Source organism: Polynucleobacter sp. (assembly GCF_040400325.1).
GTDB lineage: Bacteria > Pseudomonadota > Gammaproteobacteria > Burkholderiales > Burkholderiaceae > Polynucleobacter.
Map to the genome: position 1 here is coordinate 328308 of NZ_JBBAQK010000001.1, position 14712 is coordinate 343019.

Consider the following 14712-nt stretch of genomic DNA (forward strand, 5'->3'; position numbering starts at 1 on the left):
TCATTTAGCGTTGAGTAGGGCGCCAGCGCTTTAGTAAGAGCGCATTACTCAGGACACAGAAGCTCGATAGTGCCATGGCACTTCCTGCGAGCATCGGTGAGAGAAATCCTAGTGCTGCTAAAGGAATGCCAGTTGTATTAAATGCAAAAGCCCAAAATAAATTTTGTCGAATTTTATTCCAAGTTTTTTTAGAAATATCAATTGCATCCGCAACCAGCGTTGGATCACCCCTCATTAGGGTGATTCCGGCTGCTTGCATCGCCACATCAGTTCCAGTAGACATCGCCATGCCGACATCAGAAGCAGCAAGTGCTGGCGCATCATTGACACCATCGCCAACCATGGCAACCCAGTGATTTTGCTGATCGTTACTAGGGGCTTGGAGTTTACGGATTATCTGAGCTTTATCGCCAGGCATGATTTGTGCAAACACTTCATCAACGCCAATCATCTTACCAACGCGTGACGCTGCTGCTTGGTTATCTCCAGAAATCATGACAGTGCGAATGTGTAATTTGTGAAGTGCCTCAATCGCTTCTTTAGCGTTGCTCTTGAGCTCATCTCCAAAACCAATCACTGCGATTGGTGATAGCGAGGGTTCAACTCGCATCAAAATAGAAACGGTCTGACCTGCTTCAAAACAGGTTTTTGCTTTTTCTAAGATTGCTGAGATATCGGAGCTAGTCTCTAAAGAAGCAATACTTTGGAGACATAAAGTTTGATTGGCCCACAGCCCTGAAGTGGGTTTACCTTCAATACCAATACCCGCTAGTGCTTTACTAGCAGAAGGAGGAATGGGAGAGATGTGCTGCTCTTTTGCAGCATCTAATAGCGCCTTTGCTAATGGATGCTCGCTACCCAATTGCAAGCCAGCAGCACTTGCCAAAATATCATGGGGATTGATACTGGTATCAAAAGGTATGAGAGTAAGGAGCCTAGGCTTGCCAATGGTAAGGGTGCCAGTCTTATCAAACGCAACAATATTCAGACGATGGGCTTGCTCAAGTACTTGTGGATCCTTAATTAAGATGCCAAAGCGCGCTGCCACACCAGTCCCGGCCATGATGGCGGCAGGCGTAGCCAATCCAAGCGCACAAGGGCAGGCAATGACCATTACTGAAACAGCTCGCAATATAGCGATAGAGACAGAATCTAAATATATCCAATTGGCTATTCCAGTAATGATGGCAATAACGATGACGCTCGGAACAAAAACGGCACTCACCTGATCAACTAATTTTTGTATTGGCGCCTTCTGAGTTTGTGCATCTTCTACTAATGAGATGATTTTTGAGAGAACACTTTCAATCCCCACTGCTTGTGCTTCAACTACCAAAACACCTTCGCCATTCAGAGCCCCACCAATTACTAGATCGTTAACCTGCTTCTTTACGGGTTCACTCTCTCCAGTGAGAAGGGATTCATCAACATGGCTTTTGCCAAACAGAATTAGACCGTCAACCGGAATGCGCTCGCCAGGCAAAACCAATACACGATCTTTTGGAAATACTTGCTCTAGTGGGAGATCGCGATATTGATCAAGGGGAGACCCCTCAGCGATCATGATTTGAGAGTCTAGAACTTTGGCATGTTCTGGCCACAGTTTTTGAAGCGCTCGAATGGCTTCACTGGTTTGTTGTTTTGCTCTGGCCTCAAGCCATTTTCCTAAAAGCACCATGCAAATGATGACAGCAGAAGCTTCAAAATAGAGCTCGTGATGCTCATGCGAAGAACTCGGCATTTGATAAATACTGAGACCATAGGCTGCACTGGTACCAAGTGCTACTAATAGATCCATATTGCCAACACCTGACATTAAGGATTTAAACCCTGCTTTATAAAAACGCCATCCTAAAAAGAATTGCACAGGAGTTGCTAGTAATAATTGCCATTTTGGTGAAAGCGCCCAATGAACTCCAAAAGGCATTAAGAACATCGGCAAAAAGAGTGGGGCAGCTAAGGCAAAACCCAACAAAACACGACCTAATCCATCGGAACCCCAAAAGCTTTTATTCGAGGAGATGGCTGGGACGCTATGGGGATTAGTTAATTTGGCTTCATACCCCGTTTTTTGTACCTGTGCGATGACGTCTTCAATCCTCGTCTTGGCTCCCACTTTCAAGCGAATTCTGGCTTGCTCGGTGGCTAAGTTAACCGTTACAGCCTCAATTCCGGGTACTTTATCTAGCGCTTTCTCGACTCGACCTACACAGGAGGCGCAGGTCATTCCACCGATATCTAGAGTAAATAGTTCGGAATTCGTGTCTTTTGGCGTACTCATATAGAAGATAATCTACTGCATACCAAGCAATATCAATATAAGGGGTTGCGATGTTGAGTCTAAAAGTATCTGGAATGACTTGTGGAGGCTGCATTAATGCCGTAACTAGGGCCATTCAATCCCAGGATCCCCAAGCCAAGGTCCAAGCCGATTTGGCTACCCAGATGGTGAATTTAGAGACTTCACTCTCAAAAGCACAGGCCAGCCAGCTCGTAACAGATGCAGGATTTCCAGTTTTAATTTGAAACTCAGAATGTAAGGGCGGCTGAATCCCCCTATAAGCAAATATTCCTTTGTGCGGTTAACCTACTCACTAATTAAATATTTGTAATAAATATAAAAATTACTTTATGTCTCTCATTTTAGGGAGTGGTTTCTTAGGAGAAAGTAGTGGCAGTTACTGTTGAAGTAGTTCAAGCGGCATTAAAAAACTTAGTTGATCCCAATACGCAGATCGATTATGTAACGGCTAAAAACGTTAAAAATTTACGTGTTGAGGATGGCGATATTTCTTTGGATATCGTTTTGGCTTATCCAGCCAAAAGTCAATTTGAGATTGTTCGCAAATCAATAATTAATGTATTGCGAGAGCTACCGGGTGTAAAAAATGTCAGCGTGAATGTGAGTAGTCAAATTGTTGCTCATGCAGTACAACGTGGTGTAAAACTATTGCCCAACGTTAAAAATATCATCGCTGTAGCGAGTGGCAAAGGGGGGGTTGGTAAGTCAACTACTGCTGTGAATTTGGCCTTAGCTCTTGCAGCTGAAGGTGCGCAAGTTGGTATTTTGGATGCAGATATCTACGGGCCCAGTCAACCAATGATGTTGGGCATCACGGGCAGACCTGAATCGATTGAAGAGAACACCATGGAACCGATGGAAGGACATGGTTTACAAGCGAGCTCGATTGGTTTCTTGATTGATGCTGACGCACCGATGGTATGGCGTGGCCCAATGGTGACTTCTGCTTTAGAGCAGTTGCTGCGTCAGACCCGTTGGCGCGATCTTGATTACCTGATTGTCGATATGCCACCAGGTACTGGTGATATTCAGTTAACGCTCGCGCAAAAGGTGCCAGTAACGGGCGCAGTCATTGTGACTACCCCTCAAGATATTGCTTTGCTTGATGCACGTAAGGGCTTAAAGATGTTTGAGAAGGTCGGTGTTCCGATCGTAGGAATTATCGAAAATATGAGTACTTATGTGTGCCCAAGTTGTGGCCACGAAGAGCATATCTTTGGCGCAGGTGGCGGCCAAAAAATGTGTAAAGAGTATGGCGTTGATTTCTTAGGCGACCTGCCATTAAATTTATCGATTCGTGAGCATGCAGATGCGGGTCGCCCTACTGTAGTGGCCGATCCCGATGGAGCGATTAGTGTAATTTATAAAAACATCGCTAGACAAGTCGCCATTCGAGTTGCTAATCTAGCTAAAGATATGAGCAGTAAATTCCCTAACATCGTCGTTCAAAATACCTGAGGAAATATGCGCTTTGTAGTATTGATGCGTAAGCAGTTTGTTGATAACCCCTGGATTACCTATCGGTGGTTACCTCAGGCAGTGTTGCCTGATTTTAGTGAATCTAGCCCTGAGTCTGGCGAGCCTAAAGACCGCATTACTGGGCACTTTTTGAGTCGCGATGAGCAAGGCGAACTTTGGCAATTTTCTGGCTATGAGTTAAATCTTTTTCCTGATGAGGCTGAGGGCTACTACCTGAATGTCTCTTCACCAAACTCTTGTTGGTTTGTGATGTGGCGCTTAGAGGAAGACGTTGAGCGCTATGTTGAAGCGCAATCACTTGAACTCGCAAAAGTGGAAGCGAACTTTGCTGTTCCACATCGAATCTGTGTGAGCTATAACGAGGCAGCGCGCTTGTCAGACGGTGGAGAAACGGTCGATACAGTCCTGATGAGTGATGAGCATGCGTCGTGGCTACAAGATTATGTCAATGAGCATTACCGCCCAGAACCTAAAAAACGGCATCGTCCTGAATCCTTTAAGGGCGCCAATCGCCCAGTGGAGGACTGATGGCTGATGGATTTCTCAATCGTTGGTCACGACGTAAGCTAGGTGAGAATCTTGAACCTGAGAAAAAATCGGATGAGCAGACCAAGCAAGAATTAAACAGTAGTCTTGAAGTAAAGGAACCCTCTGTGGATACTCCGGATGCTCTCCCATCGGTGACTCTGGATGACGTAAAGAAGATTGATAAGCTTGCGCCAGATTTTTCTGCATTTATGCAGCCAGGTGTAGATCCATCCGTTCAACAAGCTGCCATGAAAAAGATGTTTACTGATCCGCACTTTAATGTGATGGATGGTCTTGATATTTATATTGGTGACTATTCTAAGCCTGACCCCATCCCCTTAGAAATGCTTAAGCGCATGGTGCAATCGGACATGCTCAATATCTTTCGTAAAGAGCCTGACGAAAAAACTCAGGGTGAGACTAAAGTTCAGGATCTTGCTGGTGGCTCAGAGCAGGCCGAGCAAACTAGTCCTGAACCCACTTTACCAGCTGCTCAGCTGATTGAATTAACATCCACCCATCCAGTCGCGGAACTAGAGGGCAAAGATAGCGCCCCAGTTGTAGCGGAGAAGAAAACGACATAAGAAGAGTATTGATGAGCCAAAAATTAGTTTGTAATTGCAATGGAACCATGCCTTTAGATGCAAAGGCCTTGGGTGTTCCAGTACACACTTCACTATGTCGTCAGGAAGTAGGGAGTGTCATCAAGGCATTTGAGAGCAGTGATTCCCTAGTAATTGCTTGTACTCAAGAGAGCGCATTGTTTGATGAGCTTGCGGGACAATCTGAAAAAGCCTTGGTTGCTCCTTTGAGGTTTATCAATATTCGCGAGGTTGCTGGTTGGACGCAAGAAGCGAAAGAATCTGGTCCTAAAATCGCTGCCTTGCTCGCACTGGCAGATATGCCCGAAGCAGATCCTGTGCCCGTGGTCAACTATGCCAGTGAAGGTCGTCTACTGATCGTCGGTTCCGGTGCTCAGGCTTTGCCCTGGGCTGAAAAACTGAGTACCCCCCTCGATGTCTCCGTGTTGTGCACGGAACCAAGCGCATTGCCGATTGCAAGAAACTTTCCCATTTATTCGGGTAAGGTCACCAAGTTAGACGGCTATTTAGGTAACTTTTCAGTAGATTGGGATCTGCAAAATCCGATTGATCCAGAAATGTGTACCCGCTGCGGTGCCTGTGTTGAGGTATGTCCTTCGGGCGCCATTGATGAATCGTTTCAGATTGATTTAGACAAATGTAAATCACACCGTGAGTGCGTCACTGCCTGTGCTGGAATTGGTGCAATTAACTTTGATCGAGTTGAGCTTAAGCGCAGTTCCGAGTTTGATTTAGTCATGGACCTACGCACAGATCCACAGATGCGTATGAGCCAGACACCTCAAGGCTACTTTTCTCCAGGGCAAGATCCCTTTGAGCAAGCTCTCGTTGCCAGCCAGCTATTGGGCATGGTCGGCGAATTCGAAAAACCAAAATACTTTGCCTATAACGAAAAAGTATGTGCCCATGGTCGCAACGGTAAGATGGGTTGTAGTGCTTGCATCGACGTGTGTTCTACCGCGGCGATTACATCACTATTTAAAAATGGGCAAGGCACGGTTGAAGTTAACCCCAATCTTTGTATGGGTTGCGGCGCTTGCTCTACTGTTTGCCCCTCTGGTGCCATGCGCTATAACTACCCCAGCGTCTCGCATCAAGGCAAGGAGCTTAAGACCTTAGCCCAAGTTTTTGTTGCTGAAAGTGCCAAGCGCAAACAATCTGTAGCACCTAGTTTATTACTCCATACTTTGACATCAGGTACCCAAGCACTTGATCTTCTGGGACGCTCTGCACACCTCAAACCAAAACAAGTTCATGGTTTGCCAGCTTACGTATTACCCTATGGTATCGAGCATATTGCCTCTACTGGTTTAGATTTATGGTTAGGTGCTCTCAGCTACGGCTTTGGCGAAGTCACTCTCTTGCTCACGGGTGATGAAGATCCATCCTATCGTGCTGCCCTGCAAACACAAAGTGAGCTAGCGAATGCCATTTTGAAAGCTTATGGATTTGACTCCCGAATTTCTTTAATTCAGATGAGCTCACCCCAAGATGTAGATTCAGTTTCTCAGGCGATGGGAGCGTTAGGTCAACGCGGTGCTCTGTCTGCGATTTGTACCCCAGCTAGTTTTGGTTTAAGTACCCAAAAGCGTGAAACGGTTGAAGCCGTGTTAGAGCATTTGGAGAAGCAAGCGAAAACACCACTGCCAGTCGGCGGGCTTGCCTTACCTACGAGCTCTTTCTTGGGCGGCCTCACCATTAATAAAGAGGCTTGTACTTTGTGCATGTCCTGCGTTGGCAGTTGCCCAGAAGGGGCTTTGCTAGATAACCAGGATGAACCTAAGCTTTCGTTTATTGAGAAACAATGTGTTCAGTGCGGCATTTGTGTCACAACCTGCCCAGAGCAAGTTTTGGCGCTAGCCCCTCGTTTACAGACTGTTGAAGAGCGTAAACAGAGGGTAGACCTGAATGAAACCAAACCTTTTCACTGTATTAGCTGTGGCAAAGTGTTTGGTACATCCAAGATGGTTGATTTGATGTTGACCAAATTAAGTACCCATGGTGCATTTGCAGGCGCTGCAGTGGATCGACTAAAAATGTGCGGTGAATGCCGTGTTGTAGATATGGTGAACAAAGAGCTATGAGCGAATCAACAAAAGAGATACCCTCGACAGAGGTCGGCGACGTAGGGTTGCCAGAGGATTTAGCAAGATCAGATCTTTATGGTTTGATTGCGAGATTTTTTCATTTAGCGCCAGATCAAGAGCTACTTGATCAAATCGCTACCTCCATTACGAATGATCAAGAAGCTCACGATAAAAATGCCCCTTTGGCTAAGGTTTGGCGAGAAGTAGTAGCAGCAGCAAAAAATAACCCCGCTAAAGTTTGGCAAGACGAATTTGATCAGAACTTTATTAGTGTGGGTAGGCCCAATATTATTTTGAACGGCTCTTTTTATATTGCGGGCCACTTAAATGAAAAGCCCTTAGTTGAATTACGTCGCGCCTTAGGTGCTCTAGGCTTGGAGTCCGCAGAAGAGATCGCCGAGACCGAGGATCACATTTCGGCATTGTGTGAGGTGATGCGCTATCTCATCGCAGGGGATGACGTTGAGGTTTCTAACCTTACTAATCAAAGGGTCTTTTTTAATGACCATATTCGTTCCTGGTACGACGAATTATGTGACGCAATTGAAGCGATTCCAGAGATGCGCCTCTACCATCCAGTAGCCGCCTTAACCAGAGAGTTTCTTGCGGTCGAGGCTCAAGGCTTTGACATGGTTTGATGTTGCAATGCATCAAAGGGAAAGCCCCAACATTTTTATGCAAACAAAATATGTCAAAAATGCAAATACGAATTAAACTAGCTGCAGATCAAGAATTATCAAATAGGAGCATGCCATGAACGCCAAATCCACTACAGAAATAATTGAAAAAGAAAAGCCTTCTAGAAGGAAGTTTTTCATTGGAGCGGGTGCCACTGTTGGTGCCGTTGCAGTTGCTTCACAAACCTCGATTGTTAAAACAGTGATTCAAGAAGTTGGCAGCACTGTTCAGGGCAAAGAAGAAGGTTACCGCTTGTCCGCACATATTCGTAAGTATTACGAAACAACCATGCTGTAAACCCAGTTAGATTGAGCATTTTTCCAAATAATTAATTAAAAACATTTTCAGGGACAACATATGAGTCTGACTCGTAAATCCAATACCCCACAGAGCAGTCGTGCCACACCTGCATCACGTCTGATTGGCAGCCTGTCACGCGGATTGCAATCTGCGGTGCCAACAATGGATCGTAGAGCCTTCTTAAAGCGCTCCGGTCTTGGTGTAGGTGCCGGAATTGCTGCAAGCCAATTAAACTTTGTTCAAAAGGCAGTTGCTGAGCCAAATAGGGCGATGTTGGATGGCAAAGGCAAGATTGAGGTTAAAAGAACCATTTGTTCACACTGCTCAGTAGGTTGTGCAACGGATGCAACTGTTGAGAACGGTGTTTGGGTTCGTCAAGACTCCGCATTTGATTCCCCGATCAATATGGGTGCTTACTGTGCCAAGGGTGCTTCACTGCGTGAGCATGGTCACGGTGAGTTTAGACTCCGTTACCCTATGAAGTTAGTTGACGGCAAGTACCAGAAGATTTCTTGGGATCAGGCCTTAACAGAAATTACTGCGCAGATGAAAGATCTCCGCACTAAATACAGCCCAGATTCTTTATTCTTTATCGGGTCATCCAAGCAAAGTAACGAACAAGCCTACTTGCTACGTAAGTGGGTTTCTTTCTTTGGAACTAACAATACAGACCATCAGGCCCGTATTTGTCACTCCACCACAGTTGCCGGTGTTGCCAACACCTGGGGTTATGGTGCCATGACTAACAGTTACAACGACATGATGAACTCCAAGGCAGCCATGTATATCGGCTCCAATGCAGCAGAGGCTCACCCAGTGTCAATGTTGAGCTTGCTCAACGCAAAAGAAAACGGTTGTAAGGTAATTGTTGTTGATCCGCGCTACACCCGGACTGCTGCTAAGTCTGATCAGTTTGTCCGAATTCGTTCTGGTACTGATATTCCATTCTTGTTCGGTGTTCTGTATCACATCTTTAACAATGGCTGGGAAGATAAGAAGTACATCAACGATCGCGTTTACGGCATGGATGACATCCGTAAAGAAGTAATGGAAAAGTGGAATCCAAAAAACGTTGAAGAGGCTTGCGGTGTTCCTGAGGCAGAAGTGTACAAAGTTGCCGAGACTCTTGCCAAAAATCGTCCTAGTACTGTTGTGTGGTGTATGGGTCAAACTCAGCACACGATTGGTAATTCAATGGTAAGGGCCTCCTGTATTTTACAGTTGGCATTAGGTAACGTTGGTAAGTCTGGTGGCGGAACAAATATTTTCCGTGGTCACTGTAACGTACAGGGTGCAACCGACGTTGGCCCTAATCCAGATTCTTTGCCTGGTTACTATGGTCTTGCCGCTGGTTCATGGAAACACTTTGCGAGTGTATGGGGCGTTGACTACGATTGGATCAAGGGACGCTACGCACCTGACATGATGGAGAAATCCGGCACTACGGTTTCTCGATGGGTTGATGCTGTTCTTGAAAAGAATGACATGATGGATCAGGAAACTAACATCAAAGGTTTGTTCTTCTGGGGTCATGCGGCTAACTCGCAAACTCGCGGCTTAGATATGAAGCGCGCGATGGACAAATTAGATCTGCTCGTTGTAGTTGATCCATACCCAACAGCGGTAGCTGCGATGGCTGCAATGCCACCTCCAGAAGGTGGCTCAGTAAACAAAAATCGCAATGTCTACCTCTTGCCAGCAACGACTCAGTTCGAAACTTGCGGAACAGCTACTGCATCGAATCGCTCATTACAGTGGCGTGAGAAAGTTATTGACCCATTGTTCGAATCCGTGCCTGACCATGTGATCATGCAAGCTTTTGCTGATCGTCTTGGTTTTGGTCAAGAACTCTCCAAGAATTTCAAGATGCAAAGCTCCAAGTTTGCAGGTAAGCAATGGAAAGAACCCTTAATTGAAGATATCTTGCGTGAAATCAACCGCTCTGTTTGGACGATTGGTTACACCGGTCAAACTCCTGAGCGTATTAAAGCGCACATGAGAATGGCAGGAAATTTTGATCCGAAGACACTCAAGTCCAGAGGTGGCGTAGACCCAGTAAGCGGCTATGACACAACCGGCGATTACTACGGCTTGCCTTGGCCTTGTTACGGCACTGCCGCTATAAAGCACCCAGGCTCACCAAATCTCTACGACACCAGTAAGACTGTGATGGAGGGTGGCGGAAATTTCCGTGCTAACTTTGGTGTTGAGAAAGATGGTGAGACCCTACTTGCTGAAGATGGTTCTTTTTCTAAAGGCTCTGCAATCAAGACCGGTTATCCAGAGTTTGATCACGTGCTCGTGAAAAAACTGGGCTGGTGGAATCAGTTGACTGAAGATGAGCAAAAAGCTGCTGATGGTAAAAACTGGAAGACTGACTTATCAGGCGGCATCCAGCGTGTGGTGATGAAGAACGGTTGCCATCCATTTGGAAATGCTAAAGCCCGTGCGGTTGTTTGGAACTTCCCAGATCCGATTCCACTCCACCGTGAGGCTTTGTACAGTACTAACGAGCCAATGATGCGTAAGTACCCAACATCAGCCGATAGGAAGAATTTCTGGCGCTTGCCAACCCTTTACAAAACGGTACAAGATAAAAACTTGAGCGATAAGTTGTACGAGAAATTCCCAATCATTCTGACCTCAGGCCGTTTAGTTGAGTATGAGGGTGGTGGTGAAGAGACTCGTTCCAATCCTTGGTTGGCAGAGTTGCAACAAGAGAACTTTGTGGAGATTAACCCTAAAGCTGCTCAGGCACGTGGTATTAAGCACTGGGACTATGTGTGGGTGAAATCGCCAACTGGAGCCAAGATCAAAGTGCGCGCGCTGGTTACTGAGCGGGTTGATCAAGGAACTGCCTTTGTACCATTCCACTTTTCAGGTTGGTGGGAAGGTAAGGACTTGCGCAAATTCTATCCGGAAGGTGCGTCACCAATCATCCTGGGCGAGTCCGTTAATACCGCGACTACCTATGGTTATGATCAGGTAACGATGATGCAAGAGACCAAAACCACCATGTGCCAAATCGAAAAATTTGCCTAAGTTAAAAAATAAAGTCAGGAGAACACAATGGCAAGAATGAAATTTATTTGTGATACAGAACGCTGCATCGAATGCAATGGTTGTGTCACTGCTTGTAAAAACGACAACGAAGTACCTTGGGGTGTTAATCGCCGCCGTGTAGTTACGGTGAACGACGGCATCATCGGTAAAGAAAAGTCAATCTCAGTTGCTTGTATGCACTGTTCAGATGCGCCTTGTATGGCAGTCTGTCCAGTAGATTGCTTCTATCGCACTGACGAAGGCGTGGTCTTGCATGACAAAGACATCTGCATCGGTTGCGGCTACTGTTCATTTGCTTGCCCATTTGGTGCGCCTCAGTTCTTGACTTCAGGCGCATTTGGCGTGAGAAGCAAAATGGACAAATGCACCTTCTGTAGCGGCGGTCCTGAGGCCAATGGAAGCGTTGCCGAGTTTGAGAAATATGGACGCAATCGTTTGGCAGAAGGTAAGTTACCTTTGTGCGCAGAGATGTGCTCCACTAAGGCATTGATTGGTGGAGACAGTGAAGTCATCTCTTCTATCTATGCCAAGCGCGTTTCAGTTCGTGAAGCCAACGGTAAATATCCAAGTAAAGACATTTTTGGTTGGACTACTGCGTATGGTCCGATGGACTCACCAGCACCAAAACCTACGCCTGCTGGAAAAATTCCTGGAGCCAAGTCATGAAACTGAATTTGAAAACTTTCGGCTTGTGCTTGGCAGCAGCAGCTTTTCTCGCAGCGTGTTCTGAGCCCCCCGAGATTGCTGCAAAAGCAGCCAAGCGTCCTGATGTTGCACCTTACATGGGGGCGGATAATGGCTTCATGACCAAGGGCTGGACTCCTACCAATGACCCAAGCTGGACGGAATCGATCAATAAGCGCAGTCAGAATCAATCTGAGTACTCACGCTTTAAGTGATTAGTTAAATAACAATAAATAGAACGAAAACGTTTAAGGATATTTGCATGAATCGATCATTCTCTAGTGTTAGTCGCTCTTGGGTCATGGCCCTGGGTGTTTCACTCAGCCTGCTTAGCGGTGTCAGCTTGGCAGAGCGCGCACCAATGCCGCCTTTACCTTCTCCAAGCGGTATTGATTTTCCAAAGAATGCGGCTGACGGAACACAGGCTCAATCTCAGCCTGCGAATTCTGCTCAGGTCGGAGAGAAGTTCCTTTGGAATTCTGCTAACAGTGACCCATACAACACTATCAGTATTCCAGACAAAGAGGCTAGCGTTTTAATCCAACGTGCTGGCGAGCAATGGCGTGTTATTCGTAATGGTGTGATAACTGTTTATGGCGGTTGGTTATTGGCGATTGCCTTCTTTGGTATTGCTGCTGTGTTTTTGGTCAAAGGTCCGATCAAATTGCATGCCCCGATGACTGGTCAAATGATCAAACGCTTCAGTGGTTTTGAGCGTTTTACCCATTGGGTAATGGCAGCCAGTTTTATTGGTCTCGCTTTGACTGGTATTTTGATTTTGTGGGGTAAGTTTTTTGCATTGCCGATCATGGGTGGAGTTGCTTATGGCACCTTCCTCAATATCTGTAAAAATATTCACAACTATTCTGGCCCGCTGTTCACTTTGAGCGTTGTTATTTTCTTCCTGCTGTTTGCAACTAGAAATATCCCAGGGCAAGGTGATCTCACTTGGATTAAGTCATTTGGTGGACTGTTCGGTGGAAAGCATCCACCTGCAGGCTTTTTCAACTTTGGTGAAAAAATTTGGTTTTGGTTTGGTATGACCTTCTTAGGTCTGGTAATTTCAGCCTCTGGCTTTGTGCTTGACATGATTGTGCCTTTCATGGAAATTCAGTACATCCGCGGAACCATGCAGTTAGCAAATATCATTCATAGCGCAGCATCTGTCCTGATGACCGCTATGGCTATGGGTCATATTTATATTGGATCAATTGGCATGCAAGGCTCCTCGGATGGCATGATGACAGGTTACGTTGATGCAACCTGGGCTAAAGAACACCATGAGCTCTGGTACAACAAAGTGAATAAATAAGGACAAAGCCATGAAAAAGATCATTACTTTTACATTCTGCGCATTTACCTCTGCTTCAGTATTTGCAACTTTGCCTCCATTAACTCCGGAAGCGAAAGAGGCCAAGGCGCTGGCTGATGCAAAGACTGCTTATGCGGGTCGGGTTGGTGCATATCAACTTTGCCAGTCAATCAATAAAGTGGCTGATCAATATAGAGTTCCAGGTACACCAGCGCCCGCTGCCTGTGTAGCACCACCACCTTTTGTTGCGCCAGTTGCGGCAGCACCAGCGGCAAAGTAATTAATCGACTAACAATTCTTGATGTAAGTAGCGTTTAGCAGCTTGCGTTTGAGGATTGGAAAAGAAGGGGCCCACGGGTCCCTTTTCTTTTATTTCGCCCTGATCAATAAAGATGATGTATTGCGCTAGTCTTTTTACTTGAGCTAGCTGGTGTGATGAAAAAATAACATTGGTATTTTGTGTATCAAACTTGTGAATAATCTCTTCAACTTGCTCGGTTGTATTCGGATCTAAGTTTGCAGTAGGCTCATCTAGTAAGACTAAGTTTGGCTTTTGTAAAATGGCACGCCCAAGACAAAGCTTCTGCTGCTCCCCGGCAGATAGCTTATGGGCAGGGCTAGATACTAGATTCCCCAAGCCAACCTGTTCGATGACTTGCTCAATTTCTGCCGGAGTAATGGTGGAGTCCGCATCCCTGACCATACTGATATTCGCTCTAGTAGAGGCTTTAATCATGGGAGTGTGATGTAAAACCAATGCAGTCTTATTGGCAAATGAGTAACTCACTGTTCCAGTATCTGGTTTGATGAGCCCATCTAATAACTTTAAAAAGGTAGTTTTACCTGCCCCATTTGGGCCAATGCAAGCAGTAATGCGGTCAGCCGGAATGATCTCGTGTTGAATATTGAGAATGACGCGACCATTACTTTTAACAGTGATATCGCGTAGCTCGATAAATTTTTCAAATTGCTCGGTCATATTAACCATAACGACGCTCCGCTACTTGACGAACTACAAACGTAAATAGGTTTGCTATGAGAACAATTCCAAGCAAGACAATACCTAAGGCAAGCGCTAAGGGCAGATCACCCTTGCTGGTTTCAAGGGCAATCGCGGTAGTCATCGTTCGGGTAGATTGATCGATATTGCCACCGACGATCATGACAGCACCAACCTCAGAAATGGCTCTTGCAAGACCTGCCAGAATAGCGATGGTTAGTGAGAAACGGCAGTCCCAGAGAAGCCATTTCAGACGCGATAAAGCAGGTAATCTGAGGCTTAAGAAGGAGTCGCAGTGAATGCGCCAAGAGTCCTCAAGGATCTGACGGCTTAGGGCTGCAATTAAAGGGGTTGTCAGCAGTGTTTGGGCGATGATCATACCCTTGGGGGTGAAAAGCCAGCCCCAAACCCCTAGTGGCCCTGAGCGAGAGAGCATAAGGTAAACCACCACGCCTACAATCACAGTGGGAACCCCCATCAAGGTATTGATGGTCACAATAATGGCTTTTTTCCCTTTAAATTCTTCCACAGCCAAAAACGCCCCCAGGGGCAGGCCTAATAAGGTCCCAAAGAGTAGGGCAGTAAAGCTCACCTTTAAGGAGACCAGCACAATACCTAAAACACCCGCATCTAAGTGGGCGAGCAAGCTAAAGGCATCTTGAAAGGTAGTGAACATA

General features: G+C 46.0%; 15 protein-coding genes. 12 read left to right on the forward strand and 3 right to left on the reverse strand.

Going from position 1 to position 14712, the window contains the following annotated elements; genetic code table 11:
* Positions 1-4: 4 nt before the first annotated feature.
* Complete coding sequence (locus tag ABWP14_RS01680) at positions 5-2281, reverse strand: heavy metal translocating P-type ATPase (RefSeq protein WP_353201230.1); 2277 nt, start codon at positions 2279-2281, stop codon at positions 5-7.
* Between the two features lie 50 nt (positions 2282-2331).
* Here ABWP14_RS01680 and ABWP14_RS01685 point away from each other — a divergent pair, with 50 nt between their 5' ends.
* From ABWP14_RS01685 to ABWP14_RS01740, 12 genes are all read left to right on the forward strand, one after another.
* On the forward strand, positions 2332-2526 hold the full coding sequence (locus tag ABWP14_RS01685; RefSeq protein WP_353201231.1) for a heavy-metal-associated domain-containing protein: 195 nt from the start codon (positions 2332-2334) through the stop codon (positions 2524-2526).
* Positions 2527-2671: 145 nt separating this feature from the next.
* Entirely contained in the window at positions 2672-3760 is a 1089-nt protein-coding gene (apbC, locus tag ABWP14_RS01690; protein ID WP_353201232.1) for an iron-sulfur cluster carrier protein ApbC, read from the forward strand.
* A gap of 6 nt (positions 3761-3766) precedes the next feature.
* Positions 3767-4309: a DUF3305 domain-containing protein gene (locus ABWP14_RS01695; RefSeq protein ID WP_353201233.1), complete on the forward strand. Its 543-nt coding sequence runs from the start codon at positions 3767-3769 to the stop codon at positions 4307-4309.
* On the forward strand, positions 4309-4893 hold the full coding sequence (locus ABWP14_RS01700; protein WP_353201234.1) for a DUF3306 domain-containing protein: 585 nt from the start codon (positions 4309-4311) through the stop codon (positions 4891-4893). Before ABWP14_RS01695 ends, ABWP14_RS01700 begins: the two co-directional genes overlap by 1 nt.
* Positions 4894-4904: 11 nt before the next feature.
* The gene (locus ABWP14_RS01705; protein ID WP_353201235.1) at positions 4905-6995 is read left to right on the forward strand and encodes a 4Fe-4S dicluster domain-containing protein; all 2091 of its coding nucleotides are present in this window, start codon (positions 4905-4907) and stop codon (positions 6993-6995) included.
* Complete coding sequence (locus tag ABWP14_RS01710; RefSeq protein ID WP_353201236.1) at positions 6992-7636, forward strand: TorD/DmsD family molecular chaperone; 645 nt, start codon at positions 6992-6994, stop codon at positions 7634-7636. The genes ABWP14_RS01705 and ABWP14_RS01710 overlap by 4 nt, the downstream gene beginning before the upstream one ends.
* A 115-nt stretch (positions 7637-7751) precedes the next feature.
* Positions 7752-7973, forward strand: coding sequence for a hypothetical protein (locus ABWP14_RS01715; protein ID WP_353201237.1), 222 nt, complete (start codon positions 7752-7754; stop codon positions 7971-7973).
* A 60-nt stretch (positions 7974-8033) separates the two neighbouring features.
* A complete protein-coding gene (locus ABWP14_RS01720; protein ID WP_353201238.1) occupies positions 8034-11018 on the forward strand; it encodes a formate dehydrogenase subunit alpha in 2985 nt (994 codons plus the stop codon).
* A gap of 27 nt (positions 11019-11045) precedes the next feature.
* On the forward strand, positions 11046-11705 hold the full coding sequence (gene fdh3B, locus ABWP14_RS01725) for a formate dehydrogenase FDH3 subunit beta (RefSeq protein WP_353201239.1): 660 nt from the start codon (positions 11046-11048) through the stop codon (positions 11703-11705).
* Positions 11702-11938 carry a hypothetical protein gene (locus ABWP14_RS01730; protein WP_353201240.1) on the forward strand — a complete coding sequence of 79 codons (237 nt, stop codon included), beginning with the start codon at positions 11702-11704 and terminating at the stop codon, positions 11936-11938. Before fdh3B ends, ABWP14_RS01730 begins: the two co-directional genes overlap by 4 nt.
* A gap of 47 nt (positions 11939-11985) precedes the next feature.
* Positions 11986-13035, forward strand: coding sequence for a formate dehydrogenase subunit gamma (locus ABWP14_RS01735; RefSeq protein WP_353201241.1), 1050 nt, complete (start codon positions 11986-11988; stop codon positions 13033-13035).
* A gap of 10 nt (positions 13036-13045) precedes the next feature.
* A complete protein-coding gene (locus ABWP14_RS01740) occupies positions 13046-13315 on the forward strand; it encodes a hypothetical protein (protein WP_353201242.1) in 270 nt (89 codons plus the stop codon).
* Here ABWP14_RS01740 and ABWP14_RS01745 read toward each other — a convergent pair whose 3' ends face one another.
* Together ABWP14_RS01745 and ABWP14_RS01750 are read right to left on the reverse strand one after the other, a co-directional pair.
* Entirely contained in the window at positions 13316-14023 is a 708-nt protein-coding gene (locus ABWP14_RS01745; RefSeq protein ID WP_353201243.1) for an ATP-binding cassette domain-containing protein, read from the reverse strand.
* On the reverse strand, positions 14016-14711 hold the full coding sequence (locus ABWP14_RS01750; protein WP_353201244.1) for an ABC transporter permease: 696 nt from the start codon (positions 14709-14711) through the stop codon (positions 14016-14018). The genes ABWP14_RS01745 and ABWP14_RS01750 overlap by 8 nt, the downstream gene beginning before the upstream one ends.
* Between the last annotated feature and the right edge of the window lies 1 nt (position 14712).

Excerpts from the sequence above, each read along its gene's own strand:
- ABWP14_RS01680 (WP_353201230.1), bottom strand. The coding sequence starts at position 2,281 with ATGAGTACGCCAAAAGACACGAATTCCGAACTATTTACTCTAGATATC.
- ABWP14_RS01685 (WP_353201231.1), top strand. The coding sequence starts at position 2,332 with ATGTTGAGTCTAAAAGTATCTGGAATGACTTGTGGAGGCTGCATTAAT.
- ABWP14_RS01695 (WP_353201233.1), top strand. The coding sequence starts at position 3,767 with ATGCGCTTTGTAGTATTGATGCGTAAGCAGTTTGTTGATAACCCCTGG.
- ABWP14_RS01700 (WP_353201234.1), top strand. The coding sequence starts at position 4,309 with ATGGCTGATGGATTTCTCAATCGTTGGTCACGACGTAAGCTAGGTGAG.
- ABWP14_RS01705 (WP_353201235.1), top strand. The coding sequence starts at position 4,905 with ATGAGCCAAAAATTAGTTTGTAATTGCAATGGAACCATGCCTTTAGAT.
- ABWP14_RS01710 (WP_353201236.1), top strand. The coding sequence starts at position 6,992 with ATGAGCGAATCAACAAAAGAGATACCCTCGACAGAGGTCGGCGACGTA.
- ABWP14_RS01715 (WP_353201237.1), top strand. The coding sequence starts at position 7,752 with ATGAACGCCAAATCCACTACAGAAATAATTGAAAAAGAAAAGCCTTCT.
- ABWP14_RS01720 (WP_353201238.1), top strand. The coding sequence starts at position 8,034 with ATGAGTCTGACTCGTAAATCCAATACCCCACAGAGCAGTCGTGCCACA.
- fdh3B (WP_353201239.1), top strand. The coding sequence starts at position 11,046 with ATGGCAAGAATGAAATTTATTTGTGATACAGAACGCTGCATCGAATGC.
- ABWP14_RS01730 (WP_353201240.1), top strand. The coding sequence starts at position 11,702 with ATGAAACTGAATTTGAAAACTTTCGGCTTGTGCTTGGCAGCAGCAGCT.
- ABWP14_RS01735 (WP_353201241.1), top strand. The coding sequence starts at position 11,986 with ATGAATCGATCATTCTCTAGTGTTAGTCGCTCTTGGGTCATGGCCCTG.
- ABWP14_RS01740 (WP_353201242.1), top strand. The coding sequence starts at position 13,046 with ATGAAAAAGATCATTACTTTTACATTCTGCGCATTTACCTCTGCTTCA.
- ABWP14_RS01745 (WP_353201243.1), bottom strand. The coding sequence starts at position 14,023 with ATGGTTAATATGACCGAGCAATTTGAAAAATTTATCGAGCTACGCGAT.
- ABWP14_RS01750 (WP_353201244.1), bottom strand. The coding sequence starts at position 14,711 with ATGTTCACTACCTTTCAAGATGCCTTTAGCTTGCTCGCCCACTTAGAT.